This window comes from Mycobacterium sp. 1245852.3 (assembly GCF_001669335.1).
Classification (GTDB): domain Bacteria; phylum Actinomycetota; class Actinomycetes; order Mycobacteriales; family Mycobacteriaceae; genus Mycobacterium; species Mycobacterium europaeum_A.
Genome location: NZ_LZLL01000386.1, coordinates 24,736 through 39,866 on the forward strand (window position 1 = coordinate 24,736; position 15,131 = coordinate 39,866).

Genomic DNA, 15,131 nt, shown 5'->3' on the forward strand with positions numbered 1-15,131 from the left:
ATCGCGCCGGTGTCCGGCTGTCCACAGGTGACTTGTCGCCGATGTCGGTGCTACCTACCGTCGTCGCACCGGGAAGGGGATGAGGTGACCCAGAGTTTGCCGGCGGTGTCGGGGATGCCGGCCGCGGAGATCGTTGTTGACGCACCGCCGGACCTCCCGCCCGCGGCAGCATCGGGATTGTTGCCGCGGCTACTTCCGGTGGTGCTGTCCCTGGTGTGCATGGGCCTGATGGCCGCCGTGCTCAGTGCCGGGAACGGTCCGGCCCGCACTCCCATGTTTCTGGCATTTCCCGCCATGATGCTGGTCTCGACCGTGCTGACCGCGCTGACCGGTGGCACCTGCCGTCGCGGCGGTGGCATCGACACCGACCGCGACCAATACCTCGACTACCTGAGCGGGCTGAGCCGGTCCGTGTCCGAAATCGCCGCGGCACAGCATTACTCGTCGATCCGGGACCATCCCGATCCCGACACGCTGTGGACCTTGATCGGCGGTCCGCGGATGTGGGAGCGGCGACCGGACGGTGCCGAATACGGCCTCGTGCGCATGGGCGTTGGCCCCCAGCCACTGGCTCGCCGATTGGTCGCGCCGTCGCTTCCTCCGCCGCAGCATCGCGATCCGGTCACCGCGCTGGCGCTACGGCGCTTCCTGGAGGCGCACGCGACGATCCGCGCTCCGATCGTGATCGACCTTCGGGGCGGGGCAGTGGTGCGGGTCGACGGCGACCCGGCCGAGGCGCGCGGGTTACTGCGGGCGATTGTCTGCCAGCTCGCGGTGCTGCACGCACCCGATCAAGTCCTCATCGCCGCTGCCATCGACGGTGAGAACCGCGAGCGCTGGGACTGGTTGAAATGGCTTCCGCACAACCAACATCCGACCGACGCCGACGCGGTGGGCCCGGTGCGGATGGTCTATTCGGGTGGTGCGCAGGCGCGGCGCGCGCTCGCCGCGGTGCAAGGAGCCCACGTGGTGGTGGTCACCGATCTGGCCGACGGAACCGGCCCCATCGTCGGCGCGACCATCCTCGGCGTGGGCAACGCCCGCAAGGGCGCACCGCTGAGCATCGCGGCGCCGGACCCACCGGCGCCGGGATGGTGCCCCGACCAGATGTCACCCATCGACGCGCTGGTTTGCGCCCGCCGGCTGGCCGGGTACCATCCGCACGCGGACCGCTCGAGGGGTGCGGGCCCCAATTGGCCGGAGCTGACGGGGCTTTCCGATCCCGACCGGTTCGACCCGGCCACGCTGTGGCGCGGTCAACGCCACCGCGACCGCCTTCGCGTACCGATCGGAATCACCGCGCAGGGTGCGCCCATCGAGCTGGACATCAAGGAGTCGGCCGAAGGAGGGATGGGCCCACATGGGCTGTGCATCGGCGCCACCGGGTCGGGCAAGTCGGAGCTGCTGCGGACCATCGCGCTGGGCATGATGGCCCACAATTCGCCGGAGTCGCTGAACCTGCTGCTCGTCGACTTCAAGGGCGGCGCAACGTTTCTCGACTATGCGAGCGCCCCGCATGTGGCGGCGGTGATCACCAACCTGGCCGACGACGCGCCGCTGGTGGCCCGGATGCGCGAGGCCCTGGCCGGCGAGATGAACCGCCGCCAGCAAGTGCTGCGGACGGCGGGCTGCGTTAGCGTCACCGCATACGAGCGCGTGCGGGCGGCCGGTGCGGCGTTGCCCCCGCTGCCCACGCTGTTCGTCATCGTCGACGAGTTCTCCGAATTGCTCAGCCAGCAACCCGATTTCGCTGACACGTTCGTCGCCATCGGCCGTCTGGGCCGGTCGCTGGGCGTGCACCTGCTGCTGGCCAGCCAGCGCCTCGATGAGGGCCGGCTACGTGGGCTGGACGCCCACCTCTCGTATCGACTCTGCCTGAAGACGCTGTCGGCCGCCGAATCCCAAACCCTGCTGGGCAACCTCGACGCCTACCGATTGCCGAGCGCCCCCGGTTGCGGCTTCCTGCGAGTGAGCGGCGGCGAACCGATTCGTTTCCAGGCCGCCTCCGTTTCGGCGCCGCTGCCCACGTACACGCCGGCTCGGGTCCCCGTCGCGACGGCCGGTGGCGTGCGGGTGTTCAGCGCCGGGGTCACCGGTGCCGTCGCCCGGGCCGTCACGGCGAGGGGGAAGCCCGAAAGGAGCATCTCGCACGCCGTCCTGGACCGGTTGTCCGGCCAAGGCCCGCCCGCGCACCGGGTTTGGCTGCCCCCACTCGGGCCGGCGCCGGCGCTGCAGACCGTACTGGCCGACGCCGACCGCATGCCGGGACGCCTGACGGTGCCCATCGGCAGCGTCGACCGCCCCTTCGATCAGTGCCGGACACCGCTGATCGTCGATTTGTCCGGGGCCGCAGGCCACGTGGCCGTGGTCGGCGCGCCCCAAGCGGGAAAGTCGACGGCGCTGCGCACGCTCATCACCGCCCTGGCCGCCACGCACGATCCCGGGCAGGTGCAGTTCTACTGCCTGGATTTCGGTGGCGGGGCCCTGTCGACGGTGCACGCGCTGCCCCATGTCGGCGCGGTCGCCGGACGCGCGGATCCCCGGCTGGCCGGCCGGATAGTCGCCGAATGCGAGTCGGTCATTCGTCGCCGCGAAGCGCTGTTTCGGGAGCAGGGCATCGCCTCGATCGCCCAATACCGCCAGGGGCGCATGAGCGACGATCGGTTCGGCGACGTGTTCCTCGTCATCGACGGCTGGGCGAGCGTGCGCCAAGAATTCGAATCACTGGAGGAGCCGATCATCGCGCTGGCGGCCCACGGGCTTTCGTTCGGCGTGCACCTGGTGTTGTCGGCAACGCGGTGGGCCGAGGTCCGGCCTTCGCTGCGGGACCAGATCGGCAGCCGCATCGAGTTACGGCTGGGCGACCCCGCCGATTCCGAAATCGACCGCCGGGCCGCGCAGCATGTGCCGCGCGACAGACCGGGCCGAGGTCTTTCCCCCGAGGGCCTGCAGATGGTGATCGCCGCGCCCATCGCCGAGGTCCCCGCCGGTGCGTCGGTCGCCCCGCCGATACCGCTACTGCCCCTGCGGGTGGATCGCGAGGATATCGTTCGCGGATCGAAACCGGATCCGGGCGCGCCGATGGTGCTGGGTCTGCGGGAGCGGGAATTAGATTTGGTGGCAATCGATTTCGCGCGAGTGCCGCATCTGCTCGTGCTGGGCGACAACGAGTGCGGCAAGACCGCCACGCTGCGGACGTTGTGCCGGGAGATCGTGCGGACGAGGACGCCCACGCAGGCCCGGCTGTTGGTCGTCGACTTCCGCCGCACCCTGCTCGGTGTCGTCGAATCGGACCATCTCGACGGCTACGCGATGTCACCCGCCGCCCTGGCCGTATCGCTGCAAAACCTGCTCGAGTCGCTGCGGACGCGGATGCCGCCGCCCGACGCCAGCCAGGCCCAATTGCGCAGCGGCACCTGGTGGTCCGGACCGCAGCTCTACGTCATCGTCGATGACTACGACCTGGTCGCCACCCCGGCGGGCAACCTCCTGGGGCCGATCGTCGAATTCTTGCCGTACGCGGCGGATCTGGGATTGCATTTGGTCATTGCCCGGCGCAGCGGCGGCCTCGAGCGCGCGATGTTCGAGCCACTGCTGGCGAGCCTGCGCGACCTCGGTTGCACGACGCTGACGATGAGCGGATGCCCGGGCGACGGCGGGTCGTTCGGTTCCACTCAGTCGCTGAGATTGCCGCCGGGCCGCGGCGTGCTGACCACTCGCGGCGGTGGCGAAGAACTCGTCCAGGTCGCCTGGAGCCCGCCATGAACGAGCATCCCGCGATCGTCGAAGCCGGCCCGGGCACCATCCGCCGATTATGTTGCGCCACAGGCACTGTCGTTGATGCCGAGTCGCTCGACACCGTGCGGGCCGCGCTGGATGCGATAGACGACCGGGTGGCGCTGGTGGGGGAGCGCCCGGTGGCCGTTGACGCGCTGTGGGAAACCGCGCTGCGATCGGGAATCCGCGGGCACTGCGAGGCGCTGGTGGTCGTGCATCCGTCGTGGTGGTCGGCCGCGCGGGTGGGCGTGGTGCGCGCGGCCGGTGCCGCCGTGGCGGGCGAGGTCCGGACGCGTACGCGGTCGTCGCTGCTGATGCAGGCGTCCGGCGCCGCGCCGGACGCGACCGTGGTGGTCGAAATCGCCGAGCGACTGGTGGCGATCACCACCAGTGAGGTCACCGCCGTACCGCGCAATGCCGAACCGCAGTCCGTCGCCCACGACGTCGCGGACATCGTCGCCGGGATGGCCCCCGCGGCCGTGCTGATCGACACGCCGAGCACCGTCACCGGTGCGTCGGCGCTGGCGACGTTGATCGCCGACGCGGTGCGCGGAACCGGACCGGAAAGCCCGAACACTCACCAGATCAACGACATCCGGCTGGTCCGGCTCGCACGGCCCGCCCGCCCTGCGCGGGCTGCCGGCCCATCCGCCGGCGCCGTCCGATGGCGCGGTCGCACGCTGAGCGCGCTCGGGGCGGCCCTGATCGTCGTCGCCGCGGCGGCACCGACGGCGCTGACCACGGGCCGGCCCGGCGCCGCGGCGCCCAAACCGGTGGCAACCGCGCCCACAACCTTTCTGGTGGAAGGCCGGGTGGCGCTGTCGGTCCCGACGACCTGGTCGACGCAACGGGTGCTCAGCGGGCCGGGCTCGGCGCGCGTACAGGTCACGTCCCCGACGGATCCCGACGTCGCCTTGCACATCACCCAGTCCCCGGTAGCGGGCGAGACACTGAACGGCACCGCGGACCGGTTGAAGCGCGCGATCGACGCCGAGCCCCCCGGCGTATTCGTCGACTTCGACCCGTCCGCAACCAGCGCCGGCCGACCGGCGGTGACGTACCGCGAGGTGCGCGCCGGCCATCAGGTGCGCTGGACCGTGCTGCTGGACGGCCCGGTCCGGATCAGCATCGGCTGCCAGAGCCGGCCCGGCGACGAAAACACCGTGCGCGATGCCTGCGAACAGGCGGTGCGATCGGCCCACGCGATCGGCTGAAAACTCGGTGGAACCAAAGGGCCACGGCGCAGGTCGAAATTGGTATGTCCGGAAATGCACTGAGCGCCGACTTCGACCTGATGCGGTCGGTCGCGGGTACCACCGACGTCCGCAACGAGGAAATCCGGGCGATGCTGCAGGCATTCGTCGGCCGCATGAACGGCGTGCCGCACTCGGCGTGGGGCGGGCTGGCGGCCGCGCGCTTCAAGGACGTGATGGACCGCTGGAACGCCGAGTCGCTGAGGCTCTACCACGCGCTGAGCACGATCGCCGACACCATTCGGCACAACGCCGCCACCCTGCAGGAGGCCGGCCATAACCACGCACACCACATCGCCGCCGCCGGCGGAAACCTGTGAGGAGAGAGGATCCCCGTGGACCCGGTGCTTTCCTATAACTTCGGCGAAATCGAACACTCGGTGCGCCAGGACATCCACGCCACGTCTGCCCGGTTCAACGCCGCGCTCGACGAGCTGAGCTCGCAGATCGCACCGCTGCGGCAACTCTGGACCAGCGAAGCGGCCACCGCCTACCAGGCCGAACAGCTGAAATGGCATCAGTCGGCGACGGCGCTCAACGAGATATTGGCCGAGCTGGGAAACGCGGTACGCGACGGCGCCGAAGAGGTGGCCAACGCCGACCGCCGGGCCGCAAGCAGCTGGGCGCGGTAGCGGCCGAAGGGACACCGCGCGGTTCGAGCCGCGCCGTGAGACTGTGTGGTCCTGACGGGGGAGAGCCGTCGGGACCACACAGTCATTTTGACCTGCGGGGATGGCGGTCGGTAAGCTGCTCCGTTGGCGTGCGGTACGCCGGGGCCTCGGGTCAATGTCGGTCGCCGAGACCAAGCCCTTACCGCGAACGCCTGACCGGCCCCCGGCTCATACCGGGATCCACCTCGAGAAAAGAAGGTAAGCGCTGTGCCTACGTACACGCCAAAGGCGGGTGACACCACGAGGTCGTGGCACGTCATCGACGCCACGGACGTGGTGCTTGGCCGCCTTGCCGTCGCGGCAGCCACCCTGCTGCGCGGCAAGCACAAGCCGACGTTCACCCCCAATGTCGACGGCGGTGACTACGTCATCGTCATCAACGCCGACAAGGTCGCGTTCAGCGGCCAGAAGCTGGACAAGAAGCTGGCTTACCGCCACTCGGGGTATCCCGGCGGTCTGAGCAGCCGGACGATCCGCGAGCTGATGGACAAGCACCCCGACCGGGTCGTGGAGGACGCGATCGTCGGCATGCTGCCCAAGAACAAGCTGGCCCGCCAGATCGCGCGCAAGCTGCACGTCTACGCCGGCCCGACGCACCCCCACGCCGCACAACAGCCCGTCCCGTACGAGATCAAGCAGGTGGCCCAGTGACCGAAACGACCGAGGCCTTGGAAAACCCCGAAAACCCGGAGAACCCGGAGACCGCAGAAGTCGCAGAGGCCGCCGAGGTGACCGAGGCCCCGGTGGAGGCCTCCGAGACCGCCGAAGTCGCCGCGCCCGCCGAGTCCTTCGTCTTCGACCGGCCCATCCAGACCGTCGGCCGCCGCAAGGAGGCCGTGGTGCGGGTGCGCCTGGTGCCCGGCACCGGCAAGTTCAACCTGAACGGCCGCACCCTGGAGGGCTACTTCCCCAACAAGGTGCACCAGCAGCTCATCAAGGCCCCGCTGGTCACCGTCGACCGGGTGGACAGCTTCGACATCTACGCGCTGCTGCACGGCGGCGGCCCGTCGGGGCAGGCCGGCGCACTGCGGCTGGGCATCGCGCGGGCGCTGATCCTGGCGCAGCCCGAGGACCGGCCCCCGCTGAAGAAGGCCGGCTTCCTCACCCGTGACCCGCGTGCCACCGAGCGCAAGAAGTACGGCCTGAAGAAGGCCCGCAAGGCGCCTCAGTACAGCAAGCGCTGATCGAGCGATCGCTATCCGGCCACAACTTGGCATCGCGGTGCACAAGTTGTGGCCGGTTGCGGCGTGTCTGCGCCCCGGCATGGCCGGTTTCATTCACAAAGGAACGGGCACGTTAGGTGCTAGCCCGACAACTGTGAGAGGTTTGTTCGCATGGGTCGACTATTCGGCACCGACGGTGTCCGTGGGGTCGCCAATCGCGAGTTGACCGCCGAGCTGGCGCTGGCGCTGGGTTCGGCGGCGGCGCGGCACCTGGCGAGCGCGCCGGCACCAGGGCGGCGGGTCGCGGTGATCGGCCGCGATCCGCGGGCCAGCGGCGAAATGCTGGAGGCCGCGGTGATCGCCGGGTTGACCAGTCAGGGCGTCGACGCGCTGCGAGTCGGGGTGCTGCCCACCCCCGCGGTCGCCTACCTGACCGGCGCTTACGACGCCGACTTCGGGGTGATGATCTCCGCGTCGCACAACCCGATGCCCGACAACGGCATCAAGATCTTCGGCCCCGGCGGCCACAAGCTCGACGACGGCACCGAGAATGACATTGAAGCGTTGCTGGCTGATGTCCCTGTCGATCCCGGGCTGCGCCCGGTCGGCGCCGGGATCGGGCGGGTGATCGACGCCGAGGACGCGGCCGACCGCTACCTGCGCCACCTGAGCAAGGCCAGCACCCTGCGCCTGGACGGCTTGACCGTGGTGGTGGACTGCGCCCACGGCGCGGCCTCCGCGGTGGCCCCGCGGGCCTACCGCGCGGCCGGCGCCCGGGTGATCGCCATCAACGCCGACCCCAACGGCCTGAACATCAACGACAACTGCGGGTCGACGCACTTGGATTCGCTGCGCGCGGCGGTCGTCGCGCACCGCGCCGACCTGGGCCTGGCGCACGACGGCGACGCCGACCGGTGCCTGGCCATCGACGCAGGAGGCAACCTGGTCGACGGCGACCACATCATGGTGGTGCTCGCGACGGCGATGCACGAGGCCGGCGAGCTGGCGTCCAAGACGCTGGTCACCACCGTGATGAGCAACCTGGGCCTGCACCTGGCCATGCGCTCGGCGGGAATCACGGTGCGCACCACCGGCGTTGGCGACCGTTACGTCGTGGAGGAGTTGCGGGCCGGCGACTACAGCCTGGGCGGCGAGCAGTCCGGGCACATCGTGATGCCCGCGCTGGGCTCGACCGGTGACGGCATCGTCACCGGCCTGCGGCTGATGAACCGCATGGTGCAGACCGGCTCGTCGCTGGCCGAGCTGGCCTCGGCCATGCAGACGTTGCCACAGGTGCTGATCAACGTCACCGTCGCCGACAAGGACACCGCCGCCAGCGCGCCCGCGGTTCAGACCGCCCTCGGGCAGGCCGAGGCCGAGCTGGGCGACACCGGCCGAATCCTGTTGCGCCCCTCAGGAACCGAACCGATGATCCGCGTCATGGTGGAAGCGCCGGAAAAGGACACCGCCGCGCGGATCGCCACCCGGGTCGCCGAAGCGGTCAGCGACGCGCTGTAGATCTCCTAACCCAGCGGAACCCCGCCGCGTCGGCGGGCGTCGGATAAGGCATGAAATCCGTTGGGGGAACACGACCCTTTGCCGTCACCCAGTTCGACGCGCCGGCCACACAGCGGGTCGCCAATCAATTCGCCATGGCGGCCGACTTCATCGACCGCGCGGTGAGCGATCACCTGGCCAGGCTGGCGTTCGGCGGGGCCGCCGCGGGGCGGGCGCACACCGCGCGCGGTGACGCCCTGCGCGTCGAAGTCGAGCGGCTGGTGGCGCAGGTGTCGCAGTGGGGGCGCGCGTCCGGGGAGATCGCCGTCGCGCTGCGGTCCAGCGCCGAACGCTACGCCGACGCCGACCTGTATGCCGCGGCGCGGATCGCCTAGCCGATGGCCGACCGGTTGGATGGACTCGTCGGGTGGCGGCGGCGCGGCTTCGTCGACGGGCTGGGCCTGCCCATCCTCGACGGTCTGGCCGGCGGGCGCGTCGTCGGCGGGCGGCTCGGCGTCGGCGTCCTCGAGATCTTCTGGGTGGAACGGGGTTTCGTCCAAGCCATCCTCGCCACCGTCGGTGAAGGGGTCCGCGCCGTCCGGCCCGTCACCCGTCGATCCGATCAGCCCGCCCACCGCATCGATGAGTTGGCCGGCCAGCCCGAGCAGCCCGCCCCCACCGCCGAGACCACCGCCGCCGAGCCGGCGCCGCAGACCGACCAGGCGAAATCGCCGTGCGAGATTGCCGCCGACCAGCTTCCGCAGGCGGGGCAATGACCGCTCAGACGGGCCGCAGCCGCAAAGCCTCCTCGACGAAGCGCATGGATTCGGCCCGGTCGGTGGACAGCGGGTTCACCAACAGCGTGGTCACCCCGGCCTGGGCGAAGGCGGCCATGCGTTCGGCGACGTATCCGCGCGGGCCGATCAGCGACATGCCGCGCACCAACTCGTCGGGCACCGCGTCGATGGCCTCCTGCTTGCGGCCGGACAGGTACAGCTCCTGGATCCGGTCGGCGACCTCGCCGAACCCGTAGCGCGTCGCCAGATTGTGGTAGAAATTGCGGCCTTTGGCGCCCATCCCGCCGATGTAGAGGCCCAGCTGCGGCTTGACCCAGGCCAGCCGCTCGTCGAGGTTCTCGCCGATGGCCAGCGACGCGTGCACCATCACATCGAGCGGCCCCAGCGCGGGATCGCGTTTGGCGGCACCGGCCGCCAGCGACTCGCCCCAGATCGAGTCGGCCTTGTCCGGCAGATAGAAGACGGGCTGCCAGCCCTCGGCGATCTCGGCGGTGAGCTCGACGTTCTTGGGCCCCAGCGCGGCGATGCTGACCGGAATGCGTTCGCGCACCGGGTGATTGATGAGCTGCAGCGGCTTGCCCAATCCCGTGCCGCGGTCCGCGGGCAGCGGCAGCTGATAGTGCTTGCCGTCGTACTGCACGCGTTCGCGCCGCCACACCTTGCGGCAGATCTCCACGATCTCGCGGGTGCGCCCGATCGGGGCGTCGAACGGGACGCCGTGGAACCCCTCGATCACCTGCGGCCCGGAGGTGCCGATGCCGAGGCGGAAACGCCCGTCCGACACGTAATCCAGCCCCGCGGCGGTCATCGCCAGCAGCGACGGGGTGCGGATGTAGATGGGCAACACCCCGGAGGCCAGCTCGACCGAGTTGGTCTTGGCGGCCAGGTATCCCAGCTGGCTGATCGCGTCGAAGGCATACGCCTCGGCCACCACCGCGACCTCGATGCCGGACTTCTCGAGTTCGACCACGCGATCCACGGCCTCGTGAAAGCCGCCCGAATAGTTCAGAGCGATCCCGATTCTCATCACTGACACTTACCACGCTGCCGCGCGGCCCAAGGCCGTCAGCCCGCCGAAGTGCCCGTCCAGTACTCCGCGAACCGCTGACCGTCGGCGGCGAGGCGCAGGATGTCGTTGCCGGTGAACGAGACCGGTCCGTCCGGGCCCAGGCCGGTGCCCACCCAGCGGCCCGCGACCAGGTCACCGTCACACAGCGGGCCGAGCTCGATGGCAAAACTCAAGTCCGAGAACATGTTTCGGGTCTGCTCGACCATCTGTGCGAGCTCCTGGGGTCCGCAGACCTCCCGGCCCGGCCAATGACCCACGAAGTCGTCGGTGACGATCTCGGGCGCGATGGGCGCGCCGTTCCACAGCTCGATGATCCAGCGGTCGTAGAGCGCTTGCACGGTCGACATACGGGGCAATTACCCCGTCGGCCACGCCTTCTCACTTCAGCAGGGCGACGATCTTGTCTTCCGTGGGAATCGCTTCAGCCTCGGGGTCGATCGCGTCGGTGCGCGGCAGGTGCACGTCGGGGTCGGCGAAGTCACGGTACTTCTTGTCGCCGGCCAGCGCATACAGCAGGTAGCCGGTCAGCAGCGCCCGAACCGACCGCTGCGTGCGCCGGTGCGGTCCGGCCAGGCCCACCACCTTGGTCAGCCGTCGTCCCTCGACCAGGCCACCGGGTTCGGCCTTGCTGACGATGCGCAGCGTCGCCGCGTCCCACACGTCGGCGAGCGGCCACGCATGCGAGTTCAGGGCTTTCGGATCGCCCGGCGCGGCGAAGATCACCCCGGGAACCTGCAGCGTCGCGGCCGGCTGCTGGGCCGGCGGACTGGTGACGCTCGGAAAGATCGCCGCCACCGCCGCGGGCTTGGCCGGCATGCCGGCCGCGGCGAACACCGCCGCCGAGCCGCCGAAACCGTGACCGGCCACGCCGAGCTTGGCCGGATGCACGCTGATCTTGCCGGGGCCCAGGCGCACGCCCGAGACGATGTCCAGGGCGGTGCCGAGATCGAAGGCGAAGTTGAGCACCGACGGCGCCAGGCCGCGCTGGGTGTCGGGCGCGCCGGCCACGATGCCCCACGACGCGAGGTGCTCGAGCAGGTTCGAATACCGGGCCGCACCGGCGAGCCAATCGTGACCGAACGCCACCCCGGGCAGATTCAGCCCCTCCTCGGGGGTGTACACCACCCCCGGCAGCCCGGCAAAGGCCAGGTCACCACGCAAAACCCGATGCGGACCACGGCGGCTGAGAGCTGCGACGAGCTTGCGGATGCGGGCCACGCGTTGACGTTAGCGCATCCTTCGGCTAGGCCCTGACCTCGAGGACACCCACCCGCCACAGCGCCGCGTAGAGCTGATGCAGCGGGATGGACAGCAAGCGGGTGGTCATGGCCATCAAGGGGTCCGTGGGGCCGGCCGACGGCCGCCGGCGCGGCGAGGCCGGTTGCGTGGCTGCCGACGCCGTCGCGGCGGGCACCACGTCGTCGTAGCGAACTGCGGTCATGATTGCCTCCCATGGCGCCCAGCGGGCGGTCGGAGAAAGTTACGCATCTCAATACGACCCGTTGCACAATTCCCGGTTAACAACCACTGACAACGAAAATTCATTGCTCGGCTAAAAGCGTGGTCCCAGGTAGCCAGATCATCTGACCGATACCGAATGAAATCCTTGCTGCAAACGGATGACCGCGGCTGCGTGGCCGACAAGCTGTGCGATCGTGATCGGTCTGGCTTCAAGCAGCTCGTCCTTCCGCGGCTTTCCGGTTATTTCCGGTCTTTGCTGACATTTCAAATATTAGGGCGGTGTGTCCCGCGGGCGTTGGTCCGACACGAAACCGTCACAAATACACCGGGTGAAAAATGTTCCCGCCGTTTATGACGGTTGAGTGAATGGCGGAGGTGCCCAGGGTGCCGGGCTCATGCGCGGCGGAACCAGAACCGGCGGTCGGGCAAGGTCACAGCCGGCCCTTTGCGCAGGTGGGCGGCCCAACCCCGGCCGCGGAGTGCGGGGTCGGTGCCGCGCCTGCACTACCCTGTTCAGAATGTGCGGAATCGTCGGCTATGTCGGGCAGCAGCCCGCCTGCGAGGTCGTCATGGCCGCGCTGCGCCGGATGGAGTACCGCGGCTACGACTCGTCTGGCGTCGCCCTGGCCAATGGTGACGGCACGCTGACGATCAGCCGTCGCGCCGGCCGGCTGGCCAACCTGGAAGAGGCGGTCGCCCAGATGCCGCCGTCGTCGCTGACCGGGACCACCGGTCTGGGCCACACCCGGTGGGCCACCCACGGTCGACCGACCGACCGCAACGCGCACCCGCACCGCGACGCCGCCGGCAAGATCGCCGTGGTCCACAACGGCATCATCGAGAACTACGCCAACCTGCGCCACGAACTGGAGGCCCAGGGCGTCGAGTTCGCCAGCGACACCGACACCGAGGTCGCGGTGCATCTGGTGGCTCAGGCGTATCGGCACGGCGACACCGCGGGGGACTTCGCCGCGTCGGTGCTCGCGGTGCTGCGCCGCCTGGACGGCCACTTCACGCTGGTGTTCGCCAACGCCGACGAACCCGGCACCATCGTCGCCGCCCGCCGCTCCACCCCGCTGGTCATCGGCATCGGCGAGGGCGAGATGTTCGTCGGCTCCGACGTCGCGGCGTTCATCCCGCACACCCGCAACGCCATCGAACTCGGCCAGGACCAGGCCGTGGTGATCACCGCGGACGGTTACCGGATCACCGACTTCGACGGCAACGAGGATTTGGGGCCCGGGGCCTACCGCGAGTTCCACATCGATTGGGACCTGGCCGCCGCCGAGAAGGGCGGCTACGAGTACTTCATGCTCAAGGAGATCGCCGAGCAGCCCGCCGCGGTGGCCGACACCCTGCTGGGACACTTCGTCGACGGCCGGATCGTCCTCGACGAACAGCGCCTGTCCGATCAGGAGCTCCGCGAGATCGACAAGGTGTTCGTGGTCGCCTGCGGCACTGCGTACCACTCCGGGCTGCTGGCCAAGTACGCGATCGAGCACTGGACGCGGCTGCCGGTCGAGGTCGAGCTGGCCAGCGAATTCCGGTATCGCGACCCGGTTTTGGACCGCAGCACCCTGGTGGTCGCCATCTCGCAGTCCGGCGAGACCGCGGACACGCTCGAGGCGGTCCGGCACGCCAAGGAGCAGAAGGCCAAGGTGTTGGCCATCTGCAACACCAACGGCTCGCAGATCCCGCGCGAGTGCGACGCCGTGCTGTACACCCGGGCCGGCCCGGAGATCGGGGTGGCCTCCACCAAGACGTTCCTGGCGCAGATCACCGCCAACTATCTGGTGGGGCTGGCGCTGGCGCAGGCCCGGGGCACCAAGTACCCCGACGAGGTGCAGCGCGAATACCACGAGCTGGAAGCGATGCCGGACCTCGTCGCGCGGGTGATCGCGACCATCAAGCCGGTGGCCGCGCTGGCCTACCAGTTCGCCCAGTCCCCGACGGTGCTGTTTCTGGGCCGCCACGTCGGCTACCCGGTGGCGCTCGAAGGTGCGCTGAAACTCAAGGAATTGGCCTACATGCACGCCGAGGGGTTCGCCGCCGGTGAGCTCAAGCACGGCCCGATCGCGCTGATCGAGGACGATTTGCCGGTCATCGTCATCATGCCGTCCCCCAAGGGGTCGGCCGTGCTGCACGCCAAGCTGCTGTCCAACATCCGCGAGATCCAGGCGCGCGGCGCGATCACCATCGTGATCGCCGAGGAAGGCGACGACACCGTGCGCCCCTACGCCGATCACCTGATCGAAATCCCGTCGGTGTCAACGCTTTTGCAGCCGCTGCTGTCGACCATCCCGCTGCAGGTGTTCGCCGCGTCGGTGGCGCAGGCCCGCGGCTACGACGTGGACAAGCCGCGAAACCTGGCCAAGTCCGTCACCGTCGAATAGGCGCGAAGCAGCTCGCGCCGCTTCCTCCGTATCACCGGCGAATACGCAGCCGATCCATTACATTGCCCTGGGAAAGCTTTTGCGGCAGGTGGGTTGGGCTACGTCCGTACGGGAGGAAGTATGCGATCGGCCGGCACGAAGTACGGCGTCGTAGGTCTTGTCGTCCTCATCCTCGCGGCATACGTGGTAGCCGTCGCGATGTACGCGCAGAGCGGTACCGGACGACGTCTGGACGTCGCCGCTCCGGCCGTCGACGGCGACAAGCCGTCGGCGACCATCAACGTCGAAGACATCCAGTCCAACAACAGCGTGCTCGCCGTCAACCTGGCATTCAATCCCGGATCGGCGTTGCTGGACCCGAAAACCCACCACCTCAAGGACGATCTGAGCCTGCGCGTGCGATCCTCGGCGATGCCGTCCCGGCACACCTGGACCAAGGGCATGCTGCCCGGCCTGATGGCGGTCCCGCTGACCATCGCGGGCCAGATCGAGCGGTGGCCCTTCGACCAATATCGCTCGGGGCCGATCGAAGTCGAAATCTTCTACGGCCCGGACACCGACCGGGCGCCCGACCATGTGCCGGTGACCTTCGTCGACCACCTGTCCGGGTGGCGGCTGTCCGCCACCAGGTCCCAGGCGGACGGTCCCTACCGGCTGAACGTGCGGCGCTCGCTGAGCACCGCGGCGTTCGCCATCGTCATCCTCGGCGTGCTGATCACGATCGCCAGCCTGGCCCTCGTCGTGGCGATTCAGACGGCGCGCGACCGGCGGCCGTTTCAGCCGCCGATGACGACCTGGTACGCGGCGATGCTGTTCGCGGTGGTGCCGCTGCGCAACGCGCTACCCGGCTCGCCGCCGTTCGGCAGCTGGGTCGACATCACCGTCGTCATCTGGGTGCTGGTCGCGCTGGCGGTCTCGATGATTCTCTACATCGGCTGCTGGTGGCGGCATTTGAAGCCGCCGCCCGCCGCCGCACCGGCGGTACCGGCGCCCGCACCGGCGGAACCGGCACCGGCCAAGTAGCCGGACGCCGGCGGCGTGTTTGCCGCC

At 69.5% G+C, this 15,131-nt stretch carries 15 protein-coding genes; 11 read left to right on the forward strand and 4 right to left on the reverse strand.

The window, feature by feature from the left end:
* Positions 1 to 114 precede the first annotated feature (114 nt).
* From eccCa to A9W96_RS17350, 9 genes are all read left to right on the forward strand, one after another.
* A complete protein-coding gene (gene eccCa / locus A9W96_RS17310) occupies positions 115 to 3,765 on the forward strand; it encodes a type VII secretion protein EccCa (protein WP_067141541.1) in 3,651 nt (1,216 codons plus the stop codon).
* Positions 3,762 to 4,991 carry a type VII secretion-associated protein gene (locus A9W96_RS17315; RefSeq protein ID WP_067141544.1) on the forward strand — a complete coding sequence of 410 codons (1,230 nt, stop codon included), beginning with the start codon at positions 3,762 to 3,764 and terminating at the stop codon, positions 4,989 to 4,991. Before eccCa ends, A9W96_RS17315 begins: the two co-directional genes overlap by 4 nt.
* Positions 4,992 to 5,035: 44 nt before the next feature.
* Entirely contained in the window at positions 5,036 to 5,350 is a 315-nt protein-coding gene (locus tag A9W96_RS17320) for a WXG100 family type VII secretion target (RefSeq protein ID WP_066866283.1), read from the forward strand.
* A 9-nt stretch (positions 5,351 to 5,359) separates the two neighbouring features.
* Positions 5,360 to 5,662 (forward strand): WXG100 family type VII secretion target, encoded by a 303-nt coding sequence (locus tag A9W96_RS17325; protein WP_156765289.1) that lies wholly within the window; start codon positions 5,360 to 5,362, stop codon positions 5,660 to 5,662.
* A gap of 246 nt (positions 5,663 to 5,908) precedes the next feature.
* Positions 5,909 to 6,352 (forward strand): 50S ribosomal protein L13, encoded by a 444-nt coding sequence (rplM, locus tag A9W96_RS17330; protein ID WP_066880449.1) that lies wholly within the window; start codon positions 5,909 to 5,911, stop codon positions 6,350 to 6,352.
* A gap of 77 nt (positions 6,353 to 6,429) precedes the next feature.
* Positions 6,430 to 6,885, forward strand: coding sequence for a 30S ribosomal protein S9 (gene rpsI, locus A9W96_RS17335; RefSeq protein WP_197497998.1), 456 nt, complete (start codon positions 6,430 to 6,432; stop codon positions 6,883 to 6,885).
* Positions 6,886 to 7,035: 150 nt separating this feature from the next.
* The gene (gene glmM, locus A9W96_RS17340) at positions 7,036 to 8,382 is read left to right on the forward strand and encodes a phosphoglucosamine mutase (protein WP_066866308.1); all 1,347 of its coding nucleotides are present in this window, start codon (positions 7,036 to 7,038) and stop codon (positions 8,380 to 8,382) included.
* Between the two features lie 50 nt (positions 8,383 to 8,432).
* Entirely contained in the window at positions 8,433 to 8,756 is a 324-nt protein-coding gene (locus A9W96_RS17345; protein ID WP_067020127.1) for a hypothetical protein, read from the forward strand.
* Positions 8,757 to 8,759: 3 nt separating this feature from the next.
* Entirely contained in the window at positions 8,760 to 9,137 is a 378-nt protein-coding gene (locus tag A9W96_RS17350) for a hypothetical protein (RefSeq protein WP_067141552.1), read from the forward strand.
* Between the two features lie 4 nt (positions 9,138 to 9,141).
* On the opposite strand, the gene A9W96_RS17355 is transcribed toward A9W96_RS17350, so the two are convergent.
* Genes A9W96_RS17355 through A9W96_RS17370 form a run of 4 tightly spaced genes read right to left on the reverse strand, consistent with a single transcriptional unit; the run spans position 9,142 to position 11,668 of the window.
* On the reverse strand, positions 9,142 to 10,185 hold the full coding sequence (locus A9W96_RS17355; RefSeq protein ID WP_067020131.1) for an LLM class F420-dependent oxidoreductase: 1,044 nt from the start codon (positions 10,183 to 10,185) through the stop codon (positions 9,142 to 9,144).
* A 38-nt stretch (positions 10,186 to 10,223) separates the two neighbouring features.
* The gene (locus tag A9W96_RS17360) at positions 10,224 to 10,574 is read right to left on the reverse strand and encodes an ester cyclase (protein ID WP_066866316.1); all 351 of its coding nucleotides are present in this window, start codon (positions 10,572 to 10,574) and stop codon (positions 10,224 to 10,226) included.
* A gap of 31 nt (positions 10,575 to 10,605) precedes the next feature.
* A complete protein-coding gene (locus A9W96_RS17365; RefSeq protein WP_067141555.1) occupies positions 10,606 to 11,445 on the reverse strand; it encodes a dienelactone hydrolase family protein in 840 nt (279 codons plus the stop codon).
* A gap of 25 nt (positions 11,446 to 11,470) precedes the next feature.
* The gene (locus tag A9W96_RS17370; RefSeq protein WP_067141558.1) at positions 11,471 to 11,668 is read right to left on the reverse strand and encodes an Rv1535 family protein; all 198 of its coding nucleotides are present in this window, start codon (positions 11,666 to 11,668) and stop codon (positions 11,471 to 11,473) included.
* Positions 11,669 to 12,206: 538 nt separating this feature from the next.
* Here A9W96_RS17370 and glmS point away from each other — a divergent pair.
* Entirely contained in the window at positions 12,207 to 14,081 is a 1,875-nt protein-coding gene (gene glmS, locus A9W96_RS17375; protein ID WP_066866322.1) for a glutamine--fructose-6-phosphate transaminase (isomerizing), read from the forward strand.
* A gap of 120 nt (positions 14,082 to 14,201) precedes the next feature.
* On the forward strand, positions 14,202 to 15,104 hold the full coding sequence (locus A9W96_RS17380) for a DUF4436 domain-containing protein (RefSeq protein ID WP_067141561.1): 903 nt from the start codon (positions 14,202 to 14,204) through the stop codon (positions 15,102 to 15,104).
* Positions 15,105 to 15,131: the final 27 nt, after the last annotated feature.